The sequence below is a fragment of the uncultured Nostoc sp. genome (genome assembly GCF_937863485.1).
In the GTDB taxonomy this organism is placed as follows: domain Bacteria; phylum Cyanobacteriota; class Cyanobacteriia; order Cyanobacteriales; family Nostocaceae; genus Nostoc.
Map to the genome: position 1 here is coordinate 15,757 of NZ_CALMFY010000136.1, position 16,797 is coordinate 32,553.

The following is a 16,797-nucleotide window of genomic DNA, read 5'->3' on the forward strand; positions in this document are numbered from 1 at the left end:
ATTTATTTTCGACCACGATTTTGCTAAAAAGCGCTATCGCCAGTATGGGCCCATCTTCAAAACTGTTGCTTTATTCAATTGTAATAACTCATAGTCTAAAGGAAATCTACCTTGAACCAGAGCGTTTTGATCCAGATCGTTTCAGTCCCCAGCGCCAAGAACACAAAAAGTATCCTTTTAGTTTAGTTGGTTTCGGTGGTGGGCCACGCATCTGTATTGGTATAGCTTTTGCCAAAATGGAAATGAAGATTGTTGCTGCCCACCTTCTACGCAATTATCATTGGGAGATATTACCCAATCAAAATTTAGAGGCAGTTAGGATTCCCACTAATCACCCTAAAGATGGGTTACGGGTTAGATTTCAACCTCGGTAAAATGTTTTATGGCATCTCAAATAGACATACATTTGCCTAATGGAGTTTTACAAGGCTTACAAAATGTAAGAGATTTTGTAGGTGAAAATGTTAACTCTCTAAATAACTCAGCACAACAAGTTGGGGAGTCTTTGAAGGCAACAGCCACTACAACAACTGATAGAGCGATTAATACAGTTACGACAAGCTTAGAGCAAAGTTGGCAAACTGCTGATAAATTTAAGAGTACAACATCGGGAGCAGTAAAAACAGCATTGGCATCTTCTGTAAGTGATTGGCTGACACAACACCCGATATTTTTCAGGTTAGTTCAAATACTAGGTTGGGGGGCTAATCACCCAATTATTAGTATAGTGATTTTGCTGTTTGTACTTGCTCTAGTTTGGAGCATCATCAAAGCAATTGTCCGCTTGATTGAAACAGCTAGTTGGTCAATACTCAAAGTACCGATAAAATTAATTCAGGCTTTTATTAAAGTTAGCTTTTTATCCTTAATTAAAGTTGGCAGTTTTGGTGTTCAACGAATCACAGCTACTAAAACAACTGAGAATCTGCCAGCTTTACTACCTGAAAGTTTTCAACCAAATAAGCAACAACGATTAGCAGAAATTACTAGTCGCTTAGAAACAATTCAAAAAGAACAAAATGAGCTTTTACAAGAAGCAGCAGATTTGATTGCTGACGACACAATCGAGACAACAATCCTAGAAATTAAACCGCTAAAAAGCGTTGAATCACATCTTGGCTGAGTTCGGTGGTGGAACCGGAGGCGACAATACCACCTTTTTGCATAGCGTAATAGTAATCTGCCTGACGGACAAAATGTAAATGTTGCTCTACCAATAAAACTGAAATGCCTGTAGTTTCGACGATGCGACGGACTGCGGCTTCGATTTCTAGGATGATTGAAGGTTGAATACCTTCAGTAGGTTCATCTAAGACGAGTAATTGAGGTTCCCCCATTAAAGCACGGGCGATCGCTAATTGTTGCTGCTGTCCTCCACTCAAATCACCACCCATCCGCGAAAGCATCGTTTTTAATACCGGGAATAAGCTAAAAACTTCCTCTGGAATTTCTGCTTTTTTTACCTGCTTCTTTCTAGCTTCCAACCCCAGCAGTAGATTTTCTTTGACTGTCAAACGGGGGATAATCTCTCGTCCTTGGGGAACATAACCAATTCCCAACTTTGCCCTTTGGTCGGGAGATTTAGAGTTGATTAATTCTTCAGCTAAGTTAATTGTACCGCTGCGGGGTTTGAGTAAACCCATAATTGTTTTGAGTAATGTAGATTTACCTACACCATTGCGTCCAATTAGGCAGATCATTTGCCCAGATGGTACGCTCAAATCTACATTGCGAAGAATATGGCTTTCACCGTAGTAAACGTTAAGGTTAGAAATTTTTAGCATAGGGAAGGGAGACAGGATGAACTTAGACTTCCTTAGATTTTAACTACCGTTGGGTTAGGCACTTTGCTCGTGTTTTTCGTGACAAATCATCTCATAATATGCCGCTGACATGAGCAAACAAGAGGAATGCGGGTATATTTGCTGAAATTTGTTCAAAAAAACAGATATAGGAGTTTTGAAGCTAATTTCCGAGTTCAAAACTAAGTTTCCGAGTTCAAAACTAAGTTTTCAAGTTCAAAACTAAGTTTTCAAGTTCAAAACTAAGTTTCCGAGTTCAAAACTAAGTTTACAAGTTCAAAACTAAGTTTTCGAGTTCAAAACTAAGTTTACAAGTCAGAAATTAGATTTTTGACTTCAAAAACCTAATTTACAAGTTTAAACCTCATCTATCTTGAGAACCGTAGTTTTTGCCCTCACCCTAAATCCCTCTCCCTACTTGGGAGAGGGACTTCTTTCCGGCTCCCCTTCTCCCAATATTGGGAGAAGGGGCTGGGGGATGAGGGTTTTTGTTTTCATACCGAAAGAACTACAGTTTTCAAGGTGGACGCAGTTTAAAACCAAAGTTTGCTAGGTCAATTACCTCAAGTTTGGGATGCGTAATAGGCTCACAGCTAAGAGCAGCAGAGCAATGTTAGCCTACTGACCGCAACAAACGAGTAAAACCTTCTTGCTCAAAGTATTACCAGGTGAATAGAAAGTGCGATTGAGTTTTTCATTCTTGCTGTTGTCCCAAATATACTTCAATCACGCGGGAATCATTTTGAACTTCCTGAAAATTTCCTTCGCACAGTACCGAACCTTCATGTAATACCGTTACTTTCTTGGCAATTTGACGCACAAATTCCATATCATGTTCAATGACTAAAATTGAATGACTTTGCGCTAGTGCTAAAAGTAGTTCACCAATGTTGTAAGTTTCTTCATCTGTTAAACCAGCTACTGGTTCATCAACGAGTAATAAGTCAGGTGACTGTGCTACTAACATGCCAATTTCTAAACGTTGCTTTTCTCCGTGGGAAAGTAAACCTGCTCTGATGTCTGCTTTAGGAGTTAAACCGATGGTTTCTAATAATCCTTTAATACTATTCTTTTCAGCAGTATTAGAATGCCCAAACAATGTAGAAAAGACATTCTTATTGCGGTTGCTAGTAATTTCTAGATTTTCACGAGGCGTTAAATTTAAGTAAATTCGGGGTGTTTGAAACTTGCGCCCAATTCCTAATCGCGCAATTTGATGTTCAGGTAAAGAACGCAGGTTTTTACCTTTGAAGATAACTCGCCCAACAGTTGGTTGCACTTTCCCAGTAATCACATCCAGAAATGTTGTCTTTCCTGCACCATTGGGGCCAATTACTACCCGTAATTCACCTACATCCATGCTAAAGTTTAGCTGGTTTAGCGCCTTGAAACCGTCAAAACTAACAGTTACGTTTTCAGTTTCCAATATTTTCGCGTTCATGTTGCACTTGTGCGTCTTCTTCCAAGGTGGGATATGTAGCAATTTGTTGACGACGATTGAAAAGAGAAATATTCTGACTACGCAACCATCCCACTATGCCGTCAGGTAGCACTGTAACGACTATCAAAAATAGTGCGCCTTGGAAAAATAGCCAGATTTCAGCAAATTGTTCACTTAAAAAAGTGCGGGCATAATTGACTAACAAAGTTCCGACAATCGCCCCAATTAAAGTACCGCGTCCCCCTACAGCCACCCAAATCACCATTTCAATCGAAAAGGCAATATCCATTGCTCTGGGTGAGACAGAACCACTCTGAAGGGTGTAAAATGCTCCTGCTATACCTGCGATCGCACCTGAAACTGCAAACACCAACACCTTAAAATCTGTAGGATCGTAGCCAGAAAATCGTACCCGACTTTCATCATCACGAATCGCTATCAACAATCTGCCAAAGCGTCCAGTTGTCAACCAGCGACAAATGCCGTAAGTGGCTGCGAGAAACACTACCGTTAGTGTGTAGAAAACAAATTGCGTTTTCGCATCACTAACCGTTGCCCCAAACAAAGTTGTAAAATCTATCAGTCCGTTCGTACCGTTGAAAAATTGTTGTTGACCGTTAAAGAAATTGAAAAATACAATAGTTCCGGCTTGAGTCAAGATAGAAAAATAAACTCCCTTGAGGCGATTACGAAATACTAAATATCCCAACAATCCTGCCAATAACCCTGGAATTAGTACCACAAAAGCTATTGTCAAAGGAAAAGAATAAAAAGGTTTCCAAAACCCTGGAAGTTCTGTAACTCCATAAAGCCCCATGAAATCAGGTAACTCACCAGTGGGAACTTGGAGTTTTAGGTACATTGCGATCGCATATCCACCCAAACCGAAGAAAATACCATGTCCCAAACTTAGTAAACCAGTATAACCCCAAATCAAATCAATACCCAAAGCCACAATCGCCAGCGACAAAAATCGCCCCAACAAATTCAGACGAAATTCCGAAAGTACCACTGGCATGATAATTATCAGGAAGAGTGCGATCGCAACCACCACCCCCACCTCAATTAATAATCCTCCTCCCTTGTTTCTCATTCTCTGCATCCTTTGCGCCTCTGCGGTTTAAACATCAACAGTACGTCCCTTTTGCGGAAAAATCCCCCCAGGCTTCCACTGTAAAAACACAATAATCAGCGCAAATACCATCACCTTAGCCATACTTGTCGTCGCAAAAAAAGTAAACAAATCAGCCAAAGGCTTCACAGGAGTCAACAACACAGCCAAAGTCCCAGAACCAATTAAAAAATTAGCCGTACCAATACCCAAAGCAGCCACAATCGTCCCGACTAAATTGCCCACACCCCCAACGACAACAACCATAAAAGTATCAATAATATAGTTTTGTCCAGTATTTGGCCCTACAGAACCCAGCAAACTAATCGCACATCCAGCCACACCAGCTAAACCAGAACCCAGTGCAAAAGTAATCGCGTCAACCTTTTGAGTTGGGATACCCAAACAAGCACTCATACTCCGGTTTTGTGTCACAGCCCGAATCCTTAAACCCCAGCTAGAACGTTGTAAAAATAAGTAAATTCCCGCCACACAGATTATTGTTAAAGCAATAATAAATAATCTGGCAAAGGGTAATTGCACACCACCTAAAGACATCCCTGCTTGTAACCAAGTTGGTGCTGTTACATCTACATTTTGAGCGCCAAACCAAGGTTGAGTTACTGCTAACTGATAAGTTTGACTCAATAAATTGCCCATTGTTATTGTCACACCCAGCGATAGTAAAAATATCACCACCACAATCCAGTTACGAACTCTTCCCAAATTCGTGCGAGAATTTAAAATCCATAAACCTCCAAAAAACAATAGAGAAAATATACCTATACCAATTATCAATACCCAATTTACGCTGCGAACCAACTGCTGAAAAATTAAACTTACTCCCCAAGTTGCTAATAAAGTTTCTAAAGGGCGTCCATACAGATAACGAATCACACTTTTTTCTAAGATTAATCCCACCGCAGCCGTGAACATAAAAGCAATAATCAAAGCCAAAAATATATAAACTTCAAACCACATTCCGCCCAATTGTTTACAGCCATTTTGGACAACAAATGTTGTATATGCACCAAACATCATCAATTCACCATGCGCCATATTGATGACGCCCATCAATCCAAATATAATCGCCAGTCCCAACGCAGCAATTAATAATACCGCGCCAATACTAATACCATTAAATACAGCTTCTAAAAAACCTGTTAACACTTATTTCTCCCCAACAGCTATTAGCTAGTAGTTAGCCATTAGTCAATACTTAATTTATAATTAGTAATTAATTATGAATTACTGTAGGGTGTGTTAGGCGCACATTTCGATATGATTTATAACGAAAAAGATGACATAAGCGCCTAACGCACTATCTTATATAGCGGTGCGTTAGGCTAAAGCCGTAACACACCCTAACTTTTGATTTACTAATGACTAATGAATTAAACTTTCTTGTATTTACCACCCTTAGCAGGGTCAGTCCAATCACAAGCAAATCCTTTAGTTTCTTTGACAAATTGATTCCAAGGAACTGGCTCAACTGCTGTTGGAGTAGCATAGACAATATCAAACAAACCATCTAGCCTGACTTGACCAATTCGCACAATTTTGGATATATGATGATTAGCATCCATTGTCACTTTACCTTCAGGTGCATCTATGGTTTGACCATACGCCGCAGCGCTCACTTTAGCTATGTCTGTAGTACCAGCTTTTTCTACCGCTTGCTTCCACAAATAAACGGCAATATATGCTGCTTCCATTGGGTCATTTGTTACCCGATTTTCACCGTACTCTTTCTTAAAAGCTGCGACAAACTTCTTATTAGCAGGTGTGTCTACTGTTTGGAAGTAATTCCAAGCAGCGTAGTGACCTTTGAGATACTCTACACCAATTGCTTTAACTTCTTCTTCAGCAATACTGACAGACATGGAAGGATATCTATCTGGTGTCAATCCAGCACCTTTCAATTGTTTGAAGAAAGCAACGTTACTATCACCATTCAGAGTATTGTAAATTACACCTCCATTAGGCAAAGCTTGCTTAATTTTAGTAATAATCGGTGTAACTTCTGCGTTACCTAGCGGTAAATAATCTTCGCCAACTGTTTTACCACCTAAAGCTTCTAGTTGAGCTTTAATAATTGTGTTAGCAGTCCGGGGAAAAACGTAGTCTGAGCCAACTAAGAAAAATTCTTTGCCCTTATTTTTCAACAGCCAATCAACAGACGGTTCGATTTGTTGATTTGGCGCAGCGCCAGTGTAAAAAATATTTTTAGAACACTCTTGACCTTCGTACTGCACAGGATACCAGAGCATATGATTTTTGCTCTCAAATACTGGCTTCACATTCTTACGGCTAGCAGAAGTCCAACAACCAAAAACTACAGCGACTTTATCTTGATCTATTAGCTTGGTTGCCTTTTCTCTAAAAGTATCCCAGTTAGAAGCACCATCTTCAGTAATTGCTTCAATTTGTTTACCTAAGATACCACCGCCAGCGTTAATTTCTTTGATTGCTAATTTTTCAGCATCGACAACGCTTTTTTCACTAATAGCCATCGTACCACTAAGGGAGTGCAAAATACCTACTTTGATTGTGCCACCAGCAGTAGCAGCAGCTGGCGAAGCAGTAGGAGGTGCGACTGGACTCTCTGTAGCAGTTGGAGAATTATTCGCGCAAGCTTTTAGAAAAAAGCTGCTTCCAAAAGTTAGAGAACCATAGATTAAAAACTTGCGTCGGTTAAATTGTCTTCTCATATCTTTATGAATTTTCCTTTTGATGAATCAACTAACTTAATAGAAAGCTGACAATATCAAACCTTTAAAGTGTGATAATAGTGCGATATTTTACTAGGAAAAAGTTACTTATTATACAAAATATTTATTTTTGTAATAAAAAAACAAATTTGTAATATTAATCTTTGTTAAGCTTAATATTATGAAATTATTGTTAGCAGTGAAGAGATAGCTGGGTAATAATTTCATCTTCCTTGCCAGCAGCAAAGTTAGCAAAGCGCTTTGCTAAAGGTGGTACAATCACTAAAGGATTGCTAAACCCAGAGAATAGATGAACGCTTTCAAATCCTGGGATAGTACTAATCAAGGGCAAGCGATCGCTACTAAATGCCACCAAGCAATGATGCCAAGTTCCTGGTAAATTCTCCAAAACTGGCAAAACTTCACCGACACTTTTTCGCAGCCACTTTTCACTCGCCTCTGAGTCTACCTTGGCATGAGGATCTGTGAGAACGCGGCTAATTTGACCGATGCGGAAGCTACCATCTTGCATCTGAATCGCACTTGCATCTAAAATCGGCGGTACTGGCTCATTACCGGGTTGATTCCACAATTCATCAACTTGAGTAGATTCAGCTTCTAGTTGAAATCGTTGCAGATTAGCTGGCATAACTAAGGTGCGTAACTGTACATCCACAGGTGAGGTTTCAATAATTTCTTCATGGGTAAAATACAGTTTGACGGGAATACCAGCAGATTTTAGTAGCTGGCGGCTGAGTCCACCCGCACAGATGACAACGTTTGCACTGTGAAAAGTTCCAGTAGTTGTTTTTACACCATCTTGCAATACTTGCAATACTTGGGTAATCTGCATTTCACCCCCAGCACGCAGAAAGCCTTGGATGTAAGCTTGTGCTGTTTTTTCTGGGTGAATATGACCGTGTTTGACAGTTAAAGCACCAGATATCGCCTCTCGATTTAGCAGTGGTTCCAACTCACAAGCTTCTTGGATACTCAGTAAACGGGGTGGAATAGCAAACTGATTATATGATCCAGCAGTTGCTTCTGGGTCACTGGCAGCTGAAATAGTTAGTAATAAATCTAATTCCCGAAATTCGATATCAGCGTCTAACTCTTGAGATAGGATATGGTAACGTGCGATCGCTTCTTCGCACAATTGCCGAGTTAATGTTGTAGTACCCGACCAATAGGCAAGCCCACCATAACTATAGCGAGTTGCATTCTGTGGTGTTTGGTATTGCTCCAATAAAAGTACAGAAAAGCCAGTTTTAGCCAGTTCGTAGGCGAGTGCAGCACCCGCAATTCCACCACCAACCACAATCCAATCGTAGGTTTTCATCTAATATGTTGCTTGTAAACGACTTAAAAGATATTCTCTTGCAAGGATAGGAGAATAAATAGGCGATTGTTCTTTCTGGCAACTTTCCAAACAAGCAATTTCTATATCATCATTAGGATGACAGAAAAAAGCAATAGAATACCGGGACTGGTTCACCCTGTTATCACTAGGAATCATTACCCGATGCTTGGTTGAGCAAAACACATGATTTGTCCACCGTTGGATTAAATCGCCAGTATTGACTATTACAGTATCAGGAATTGTAGGTGCGGCAATCCACTCTCCAGATGCTGTCTGTACTTCCAACCCCCCAACGTCATCTTGGAAAAGTAAGGTAATACTGCCATAATCGGAATGCTCACCAGCACGCACTTGTCCGGGTTTGGGTGGTGTCTGCAATGGGGGATAGTGCAGCAATCGCAAGGTATGATTTTGTTGATTGTGTCTTATGATCAAAAAATCTTCTGGCAATTCCAACGCCAAACCAAATGCTTGCAGTACCGTGTTTGCAAGTTCTGTGCAACTATCATAAAAGGCGACAATAGAAGCATTTATGTCTACAGCCGCTTGTTTGTTTACATTAAACGCCTCTTTCAAGTCGCCTGGTTTGTTGGAGTCAAGACGTTCTCTTTCAAGACCAACATAACCCGTGTTACTAAATTCATCACTCCAAGCTTGCTTTTGCTTAACTTCTAAGGGTAAATTGAAGAAATATTTGCTGTGCGTGAATACTTGTCTAATTAGGTCTTTTGATATTCCTGAATTCTGTAAATACATGAAGCCAATTTCATGGCCAGCTTGATAGATTTGTTTGATCACAGTTTGGCGAGTTATTGTGTCGCCATTGGTAAAGGCAGTTAAATCTATTACTGGAATTGTAACCATTTATATATAATTAGAGATTTTGTGTTTCGCTAACAGTAGTATACTCAATACTTAGGTACGGAATTTGACAATGACTCTTGCTCCTTGGCGAAGCGCGATCGCTCATGCACTCGATTGCAACCGCAGCCTTGTTTATCCCCGTTACCTGCAACTAGCAACGGTGCAGCCGAACGGTCGCCCCGCTAATCGTACCCTAGTCTTTCGCAACTTTCTAGAAGATACAAACCAGCTAAAATTTATCATCGATAGCCGTAGCGCTAAAGCCGACCAGATACAGCAACAACCTTGGGCAGAAGTTTGCTGGTACTTCCCCAATACACGAGAACAATTCCGTATTACTGGCTGTTTAACTCTGGTAGGAAATGATGATTCTTACCAGAATTTACAACCAGCCCGCATTTCCATTTGGCAAGAACTGAGTGATGCTGCACGTTTACAGTTTGCTTGGCCCCATCCTGGTAAACCCAGAGTTGAAACCCCAGAAGCTTTTGCACCACCAGCACCCGACCCCGGACAACCATTGCCTAATTTTTGCCTACTGCTACTCGACCCAGTGCAGGTAGACCACTTAGAATTGCAGGGCGAACCACAAAATAGAAAGTTTTATCGCCGCGATGAAAATCAAGAATGGTTTTGTGAAGAAATTAATCCTTAATTTTTTGAAAGGGGAATGGGGAAAATACAGTTCGGTTTTCTTTCACAACATCATCCCTTGGGCAACCTTATTCTGACTATTTTTCCGCAAGCATTTGTTTCATGAGAACCAGGTATATTTGCTACCGGGTGATGAAGTTGTAATCACCAAAGTAGGTAAACATTCCTGTGCGGCCGGATAGGTTCTTTTCAAGTCTATTTGGAATCTGCATTAGCATCTATAATTTTTATTCCTCACTCCTGACTTTCTTTAAATACCCGCACCATCTAGAAACTGCTGTATTGCCTTATCTCTAAGGTTACACACAGGAGCATCTTGTGAGAAATCAGCTTGGTTAGAAGCTACACAACCTGTCAAGACAAGAGTTTTTCTAGAAGAGTTGGTGCGCTGAAGAGTTTGTATTTGTTCTTCCAGCGCCTCAATCCGGTCTACTAAAGCACGAATTACTTCAGCTTCCGAATCTGGTAAGTTACTGTGTTCAAGAGGTGCAACCCGGACTCCAGAACGATATATAATCCGTCCAGGCACGCCCACTACAGTACAGTCAGAAGGGACATCCCTGAGAACAACAGACCCAGCGCCAATACGGACATTGTTGCCAATTTGGATATTGCCTAGTACCTTAGCTCCAGCTCCTACTACGACATTTTCACCCACAGTGGGATGGCGCTTGCCACATTCTTTACCAGTACCTCCAAGGGTGACACCTTGATAAATTAGCGTATAGTCTCCCACGATCGCAGTTTCACCAATTACTACACCCATCCCGTGGTCAATAAACACACTTTGCCCAATTGCTGCACCAGGATGGATTTCAATTCCAGTCAAAAACCTAGCCAAGTGAGAAATCAGGCGAGGAATAAAGGGAAGACCAACAGTATAAAGCCAGTGAGCCAGCCTATGGAATAGCAAGGCTTGCAAACCAGGGTAACAAAATAAAACTTCCAACCAGTTACGGGCAGCTGGGTCACGTTCAAAGATGATACGAAAGTCAGCACGTAGTATAGATAGCACGAGATAGCACCCTCGGAAAGCACAACAAGCGACTCTCCCATATTATCCTCTCAGGCGTTATACCTAAAAATTGGGAATGGGGCACTTGTACTTAGCGGCGTCGTAAAGCCTGCGGCATAGCTACGCTTAAAGCCCAGCCTCTCCAAGAGTTGTATTGGGCATTAGTTATTAATCACTTGACTCCAAACTCCTGTACGCGATTAATCGCGTCTGTGCACTCCCCATTACTGCTGCTCCACCGTCAGAGTATAGTCATGCTTGACCCCAGGATTAAATGTACCCACCCAAATCCGATAGGTGCCACTTTTCCAGTTGCGATCGCTAACGCTAGCATCTTTACTTTTACCAGTGTCATCGCCGCACCGAATTGTCGTTTGATTTGGTCCTTCAATCAGTAAAGTCGTGTCATTGTTGCTGCTATCAACTTGTATTGTCAGCTGGGAAAAGTCCTTTTCCAAAACCATAATATGATCTGGAGTCGGATCGGCAAAGCCAATACAGGCTTTTTGATCGCGATCGCGGTTACTTATGGCAGACAATGAGTAAGAACCACCTGTAAACCCCTGCACTCTTCCTTGTGCTGGATCAAAGTTTGTTGATAAATTGAAAGTACCAAAATTTGCTGTCTCTGCTATTACAGGGGTAGCTGTGATAGCGGTAAGTATAGCCAACAGCCAGCCGCCGTGAAACTGAAGTCGGGGGCGACAGTATTTCATAGTAGCCCTCCAACAGGCTTTTAAATTAGTAGTGATATATACATATTCTACTGAAAAAATTCTAGTTAAATTTCAGTTGGTTGTGCCACATTAAAATGTGCCACACTAAAGGGTTTTGAAAGCAGACAGCTAATTGCTAGGGTGTTTTTTGATATAAACAGCAGCTACAATTTCCCAACTTCTGATTTGAATGCTGCTGGGGATACACCCAGAATGTCATAAGGATTATATTCCATTACTGAAGAAAATATACGTAAATATAATGGAAGAAGAAAGTGCAGAAGTTTAAAAAATTTTTAACCTTCTGCATTTAAAACTTCTATGAAAATCTCACGAATTATTGAGTTTGAAGAAAACGCCACCTTTGAGCGATCGCGTGTCAGTTCCATAACTACTGACTGTGAGTGATCGCAAATTGTTAAAAAATGGTTTACCTAAGACTTCCACTAACTTGAGAATCGGTACTTGACGCTCTAACAAATTCTGGCTCTTTGTCCAGTCAAGATATATATAGCCTTGGTTTGGTAAGGGAATCGCAGCGATACTATCTTTGAAATTGGGATTGTCAATTATGGAATTATCCTTAATTGTGAGAATTTCATCCATAGTCTCTAAGTCAGAGGTGAAAATTTCGTAATTTCCTAAAGTTGTATGCAATCCCCGCACTTTTGTTTCAATGCTGAAGGATGCTCCTTCTTTAACATCACTTTTTTTTGTAGCCGTAGTTAATTCTGTCCAAGCGGAGATTTTTTGCTTGTCTATAGTCAGAAGATTAATGCTGAGTCCGTTAGATGAGGCGATCGCATCTAATCGAGTAACACCTTGTTCTACAGCCTCGGATTTTTCCACCACAAAAATCCAATGAGGGGTTGTTTGCTCTTTCTCTGGTAACAATGCTATGGCATATTCTCCCTGTACCCAACTGAAAATATCCTCTGGGAAGTTTATCCCCCAGCGTTTTTGAACATCCACCAAAGGTTTTGCTAACCGAGAAACCACATCTTCCTTAGAACCATATATAGTTGCTGTTGCTTGTCTCCAAAGTTTGGCTACATCACTGTCACCCAAATTACTTAAATTTGAGCCAGAAATTGCCAAACCTGTGGACGCTGGAATATACTGCAATGCTCCCACAGGTTTAGATAGCGGTGGGGATGGAGGGACAATTTCCGATGAAGTCAGAAAGGTAGTTTCTGCTAGCAATCCTTTGGGGTTCAACGCCAGGGAAATAATTTGGCTGTTATAAAGTTGTTCTGGCAGTTCTAACCCTTGCCATTTTGCCACAATGGGAAGATTCAAGAAAGCTACAGCTAAACCCCCTTTGGGAAGTTGTTTTGTAGCTTTTTGGTATTCGGGAGAGCTAGTCAAATTCAGATCGGGCGCTTGGACGTTATTAATCGCGTCTCGCAACACTTTAGGATCGTTGGCAAACAACACAAAGTCTTCACCAACAACAGCACCAGCAAGCAAGTCCTGCTCTGGTTGAGAATTGTCAGAAATCAGCTTTACGCCTTTGTATTGTTCAACAGCTAAGTTTGCTCCAGCTAACGCCCGTTTGGAAAACAATAACTCGACAAACTCGCGGCTTTTCTCCGGTTGCTGGGTTGAGAGTGCTAACAGATACCCTGGTTGCTGTCCGTTTTCTAAATCGCGATCAATATCTAAGGTGGTGATAGCTAATGTAATTTCGTTCCCTAACCAGGGTTGAATGTCTTGTTTGTAATCTATGCCACTCTTGGCGAATAAACTGGTTTTGAGTTTAGATAGTTCCTCTTCTTGCTCCAACGCCTGCAAACGGTCAGGATTCGCCAGTAATGAAACCATTACAGGGGAAAGTTTTGACACGAATATGGCTGCACCAGGCTGGGAGGTAGAAGCAATCAGGTTAGCTGGACTTTTGGCGAAAAACCAGTAAAAGCCAGCGATCGCAATCACTAGCAGTGCGATCGCACCTGCGACGATAAAACCAATAAATGAACGTTGCCTATTCACATTAAACCTTTAATAAAGACGGTTTACAGCCATTTAAGCAGAAAGCTTACCAGGATATATCAGCCTTCTTGAGAATGGATACTCATGCAAAGGCAGAGATTTTCTGTAACCATAAATAGTATTAGGACTCTTTATAGGGAATTCTTTTAGTCAACCCATGAACCAGATTAGTGTAGAAGAACTGGCACAACGTCTTTCTTCTGGTGATGCAAATATTCAGCTAGTAGATGTACGAGAACCACAAGAATTGGCGATCGCTAGCATTGAGGGCTTTGTCAACCTACCCCTGAGTCAATTTGCCGAATGGGGAGATCAAGTCCCAAACCTCTTCAATCCCCAAGCTGAAACCCTTGTGTTATGCCATCACGGCATCCGCTCTGCCCAGATGTGCCAGTGGTTGATTGCTCAAGGTTTTACAAATGTGCAAAATATTTCGGGTGGTATTGATGCTTACTCCCTCTTAGTAGACCATTCAATTCCCCAGTATTAGCTTGTGTTTAGGGTGCATTACTCAGATGGAACTTACTCTTCCATCTGGCTTTTGCTATTGTGAAAACAGCAGTAGATAAGTTTAGGGGCTTGCCACTTTCGGGAATTTGTACATATTTACGGAACTTTTCGACCCCAATCTTCGCGGCGAGCGCCGCGAAAATACGTATCCAATAATACTTTTATCAGTGTATAATTATGCAAATATAAGTCGAAAAAGATGTTGTAAATTCAAACTCTTAGCTTTTGATGCAAAAGCCTAAATTATCTTTGGAGCGCACTTTTAAAGAGTGCTGTATGTAAACCTTAAAATTAATTATCACAAGATAATTGTATAATTTATGATCTTAATTAATTATTAATATTCTTTGTTTTCGATCAAATCAACGAATTTTTCCAGAGTTTGATTAAAATTTGCCTTTAGCAAAACATACCCTATGGAAGTCCAGTTAACAAATCGACAACAGCATATACTTTGGGCAACGGTACGTCACTACATTGCTACAGCAGAGCCTGTTGGTTCAAAGGCTTTGGTCGAAGAGTACGACCTGGGTGTAAGTTCAGCCACAATTCGCAATGTGATGGGCGTTTTAGAAAAGTCTGGATTACTCTACCAACCACATGCCTCTGCCGGACGAATACCTTCAGATTCAGGCTATCGCATTTATGTTGACCAGCTAATTACACCTTCTCTGCGTTCGCGCAGCGTGTCGCAGACAGACGCTACGCGAACGGAAACTTTAGGACGAGAAGTAGAGGTGGCACTACAAAAGCGCCTCCAGTGGGAAGATTGGAGTTTAGAAACCCTACTGCAAGGAGCCGCACAAATTTTAGCAACCTTAAGTGGTTGCATTAGCTTGATTACGATGCCGCAAACAACTACAGCGCTATTGCGACATCTGCAATTAGTGCAAATTGAAGCAGGACGGATCATGTTAATTGTAGTGACCGAAGGTTATGAGACACATTCCAAGTTAATGGATTTGTCGCCAATAGCAGAGGAAACACAACGGGATTCAGAGGTAATTGATCGCGAGTTGCAGATTGTTTCTAACTTTTTGAATAGCCACTTGCGGGGGCGAAGTCTGTTGGAATTAGCCAACCTCAACTGGAGTGAACTAGATCAGGAGTTTCAACGCTACGGGGAATTCTTGAAAAATTCAGTTGCAGAATTGACTCGTCGCACTCTTGCACCAACTACAACACAAATTATGGTTCGGGGTGTGTCAGAAGTTTTGCGCCAGCCGGAATTTTCCCAGTTACAGCAGGTACAAACGATTATCCACCTGCTGGAAGAAGAACAAGACCAACTATGGCGATTAATATTTGAGGAACCAGAGCCTGAGGATGTGGGTAAGTCAAGAGTAACGGTTCGCATTGGTGCAGAAAATCCTCTAGAACCGATACGCACCTGCACCTTGATTTCTTCCAACTATCGCCGAGGTTCGGTACCAGTAGGAAGTGTGGGGGTTTTGGGACCAACGCGTCTAGATTATGAAAGTGCGATCGCAGTCGTGGCATCTGCTGCTGATTACCTCTCAGAAGCTTTCAGTTATTTCAATCCTTAAGGTGATGTTTAGTGACAAGCCGCTACGGGTATAGACAAGTGAACAATACCATTGCAAGCAGATAGCCCAATTTGTAGCGGCACAATCAATAATTAATACTACTTAAATCTTTCATGGTTAGAAAAATTGCCTTTGGCGTGCTGTGGCTGGGATTCATTGTCTATGCTTTTTTCCTCGCGCCTCCTGAGCAACCCGGTACATTCGAGTTAATTAAAAACCTTTCTAGTGGTCAGTGGCAAGGCGTTAACCCGTTAGTCATAGCACTATTCAACCTCATGGGTATCTGGCCTCTCATCTACAGTGCAGTAGTGTTTATTGACGGTAGAGGGCAAAAAATACCTGCTTGGCTATTTGCGATCACCTCTTTCGCAGTCGGGATATTTGCCTTGTTACCCTACTTAGCCCTTAGGGAACCTAATAACAAGTTTGTCGGTAAAAAGAATGCCTTGCTCAAGCTGCTAGATTCTCGTGTGACTGGGGTTGTTTTGACAGTAGCCACGGTTATTCTAGTTGCCTATGGTTTAAGAGGAGGAGATTGGAGCAGTTTTGTGCAACAGTGGCAAACAAACCGCTTCATCAATGTGATGAGTTTAGATTTCTGCCTACTTTCCCTATTATTTCCCGCATTACTAGGGGATGATATGGCGCGTCGCAGTTGGAATCCGCAGTTTTTCTGGTTAATAACGTTGATACCGCTATTCGGCCCATTGATTTATTTATCTGTGCGTCCACCTTTACAAGAAGTGGATGTAGAGTCAATATCCAAGCAGCCAGCAGCGAATTGAAGAATAAAGTGCGTTTTTCGCAATCCAAAATGGTATTACCCAAAATCCCCTTTTTCAGTAGATCGGGGATTTTCTGTTGCGGGTGCGTAAATCCCAAGAGAAAATTTTTTTCTGAAAGTACTTTACAAAACGCAATAAATCCTTTAAGATGTGTAACAGGTAGTCAAACCTACCTAATTCATTCGCAAATAATCGCATTTATAAAACAATGACAACAACCATTCAACGTCGCGAAAGCGCCAACGTATGGGATAGATTCTGTGAGTGGATCACCAGCACCAACAACCGG

The 16,797-nt window shown here is 41.4% G+C and carries 16 protein-coding genes; 6 read left to right on the top strand and 10 right to left on the bottom strand.

Features of this window, described 5'->3' with window-relative positions:
- Window positions 1–44 precede the first annotated feature (44 nt).
- Together Q0541_RS18255 and Q0541_RS18260 are read left to right on the top strand one after the other, a co-directional pair.
- The gene (locus Q0541_RS18255; protein WP_298913078.1) at window positions 45–374 is read left to right on the top strand and encodes a cytochrome P450; all 330 of its coding nucleotides are present in this window, start codon (window positions 45–47) and stop codon (window positions 372–374) included.
- Window positions 375–382: 8 nt separating this feature from the next.
- The gene (locus tag Q0541_RS18260; RefSeq protein WP_298913081.1) at window positions 383–1,123 is read left to right on the top strand and encodes a hypothetical protein; all 741 of its coding nucleotides are present in this window, start codon (window positions 383–385) and stop codon (window positions 1,121–1,123) included.
- Here Q0541_RS18260 and urtE read toward each other — a convergent pair.
- The 7 genes from urtE to Q0541_RS18295 all read right to left on the bottom strand — a co-directional run bounded on the left by urtE (window position 1,086) and on the right by Q0541_RS18295 (window position 9,289).
- Window positions 1,086–1,784 carry an urea ABC transporter ATP-binding subunit UrtE gene (urtE, locus tag Q0541_RS18265; RefSeq protein ID WP_298913086.1) on the bottom strand — a complete coding sequence of 233 codons (699 nt, stop codon included), beginning with the start codon at window positions 1,782–1,784 and terminating at the stop codon, window positions 1,086–1,088. The two genes, Q0541_RS18260 and urtE, sit on opposite strands and share 38 nt — an antisense overlap.
- 712 nt (window positions 1,785–2,496) lie before the next feature.
- On the bottom strand, window positions 2,497–3,243 hold the full coding sequence (gene urtD / locus Q0541_RS18270; RefSeq protein ID WP_298913089.1) for an urea ABC transporter ATP-binding protein UrtD: 747 nt from the start codon (window positions 3,241–3,243) through the stop codon (window positions 2,497–2,499).
- Entirely contained in the window at window positions 3,218–4,336 is a 1,119-nt protein-coding gene (gene urtC, locus Q0541_RS18275; RefSeq protein WP_298913092.1) for an urea ABC transporter permease subunit UrtC, read from the bottom strand. The genes urtD and urtC overlap by 26 nt, the downstream gene beginning before the upstream one ends.
- Before the next feature lie 27 nt (window positions 4,337–4,363).
- The gene (locus tag Q0541_RS18280; RefSeq protein ID WP_298913095.1) at window positions 4,364–5,524 is read right to left on the bottom strand and encodes a branched-chain amino acid ABC transporter permease; all 1,161 of its coding nucleotides are present in this window, start codon (window positions 5,522–5,524) and stop codon (window positions 4,364–4,366) included.
- A gap of 224 nt (window positions 5,525–5,748) precedes the next feature.
- On the bottom strand, window positions 5,749–7,065 hold the full coding sequence (urtA, locus tag Q0541_RS18285) for an urea ABC transporter substrate-binding protein (RefSeq protein ID WP_298913099.1): 1,317 nt from the start codon (window positions 7,063–7,065) through the stop codon (window positions 5,749–5,751).
- Between the two features lie 193 nt (window positions 7,066–7,258).
- On the bottom strand, window positions 7,259–8,404 hold the full coding sequence (locus Q0541_RS18290) for an FAD-binding oxidoreductase (protein WP_298913102.1): 1,146 nt from the start codon (window positions 8,402–8,404) through the stop codon (window positions 7,259–7,261).
- Window positions 8,405–9,289, bottom strand: a complete 885-nt coding sequence (locus Q0541_RS18295; protein WP_298913105.1) for a 2OG-Fe(II) oxygenase family protein — start codon at window positions 9,287–9,289, stop codon at window positions 8,405–8,407.
- Between the two features lie 70 nt (window positions 9,290–9,359).
- Between Q0541_RS18295 and Q0541_RS18300 the strand changes: the two genes are divergently transcribed.
- Window positions 9,360–9,944, top strand: a complete 585-nt coding sequence (locus Q0541_RS18300; protein WP_298913108.1) for an Npun_F5749 family FMN-dependent PPOX-type flavoprotein — start codon at window positions 9,360–9,362, stop codon at window positions 9,942–9,944.
- A 249-nt stretch (window positions 9,945–10,193) separates the two neighbouring features.
- Here Q0541_RS18300 and cysE read toward each other — a convergent pair whose 3' ends face one another.
- From cysE to Q0541_RS18315, 3 genes are all read right to left on the bottom strand, one after another.
- Window positions 10,194–10,958, bottom strand: coding sequence for a serine O-acetyltransferase (gene cysE, locus Q0541_RS18305; protein ID WP_298913111.1), 765 nt, complete (start codon window positions 10,956–10,958; stop codon window positions 10,194–10,196).
- 224 nt (window positions 10,959–11,182) lie between these two features.
- The gene (locus tag Q0541_RS18310) at window positions 11,183–11,674 is read right to left on the bottom strand and encodes a hypothetical protein (RefSeq protein ID WP_298913114.1); all 492 of its coding nucleotides are present in this window, start codon (window positions 11,672–11,674) and stop codon (window positions 11,183–11,185) included.
- A 330-nt stretch (window positions 11,675–12,004) separates the two neighbouring features.
- A complete protein-coding gene (locus Q0541_RS18315; protein WP_298913117.1) occupies window positions 12,005–13,666 on the bottom strand; it encodes a DUF3352 domain-containing protein in 1,662 nt (553 codons plus the stop codon).
- 157 nt (window positions 13,667–13,823) lie between these two features.
- On the opposite strand from Q0541_RS18315, the gene Q0541_RS18320 reads away from it, so the two are divergent.
- The 3 genes from Q0541_RS18320 (at window position 13,824) to Q0541_RS18330 (ending at window position 16,508) form a co-directional block, all read left to right on the top strand.
- Entirely contained in the window at window positions 13,824–14,156 is a 333-nt protein-coding gene (locus Q0541_RS18320; protein ID WP_273768970.1) for a rhodanese-like domain-containing protein, read from the top strand.
- 436 nt (window positions 14,157–14,592) lie between these two features.
- Entirely contained in the window at window positions 14,593–15,723 is a 1,131-nt protein-coding gene (gene hrcA / locus Q0541_RS18325; RefSeq protein ID WP_298913125.1) for a heat-inducible transcriptional repressor HrcA, read from the top strand.
- A gap of 113 nt (window positions 15,724–15,836) precedes the next feature.
- Window positions 15,837–16,508, top strand: a complete 672-nt coding sequence (locus Q0541_RS18330; protein ID WP_298913128.1) for a DUF2834 domain-containing protein — start codon at window positions 15,837–15,839, stop codon at window positions 16,506–16,508.
- Window positions 16,509–16,797 lie beyond the last annotated feature (289 nt).

Bases quoted from the DNA above. Each gene is read 5' to 3' on its own strand.
- Q0541_RS18320 (WP_273768970.1), top strand. From the start codon at position 13,824: ATGAACCAGATTAGTGTAGAAGAACTGGCACAACGTCTTTCTTCTGGT.
- Q0541_RS18330 (WP_298913128.1), top strand. From the start codon at position 15,837: ATGGTTAGAAAAATTGCCTTTGGCGTGCTGTGGCTGGGATTCATTGTC.
- urtC (WP_298913092.1), bottom strand. From the start codon at position 4,336: ATGAGAAACAAGGGAGGAGGATTATTAATTGAGGTGGGGGTGGTGGTT.
- hrcA (WP_298913125.1), top strand. From the start codon at position 14,593: ATGGAAGTCCAGTTAACAAATCGACAACAGCATATACTTTGGGCAACG.
- urtD (WP_298913089.1), bottom strand. From the start codon at position 3,243: ATGAACGCGAAAATATTGGAAACTGAAAACGTAACTGTTAGTTTTGAC.
- Q0541_RS18290 (WP_298913102.1), bottom strand. From the start codon at position 8,404: ATGAAAACCTACGATTGGATTGTGGTTGGTGGTGGAATTGCGGGTGCT.
- urtA (WP_298913099.1), bottom strand. From the start codon at position 7,065: ATGAGAAGACAATTTAACCGACGCAAGTTTTTAATCTATGGTTCTCTA.
- Q0541_RS18295 (WP_298913105.1), bottom strand. From the start codon at position 9,289: ATGGTTACAATTCCAGTAATAGATTTAACTGCCTTTACCAATGGCGAC.
- urtE (WP_298913086.1), bottom strand. From the start codon at position 1,784: ATGCTAAAAATTTCTAACCTTAACGTTTACTACGGTGAAAGCCATATT.
- Q0541_RS18300 (WP_298913108.1), top strand. From the start codon at position 9,360: ATGACTCTTGCTCCTTGGCGAAGCGCGATCGCTCATGCACTCGATTGC.
- Q0541_RS18260 (WP_298913081.1), top strand. From the start codon at position 383: ATGGCATCTCAAATAGACATACATTTGCCTAATGGAGTTTTACAAGGC.
- Q0541_RS18255 (WP_298913078.1), top strand. From the start codon at position 45: ATGGGCCCATCTTCAAAACTGTTGCTTTATTCAATTGTAATAACTCAT.
- Q0541_RS18310 (WP_298913114.1), bottom strand. From the start codon at position 11,674: ATGAAATACTGTCGCCCCCGACTTCAGTTTCACGGCGGCTGGCTGTTG.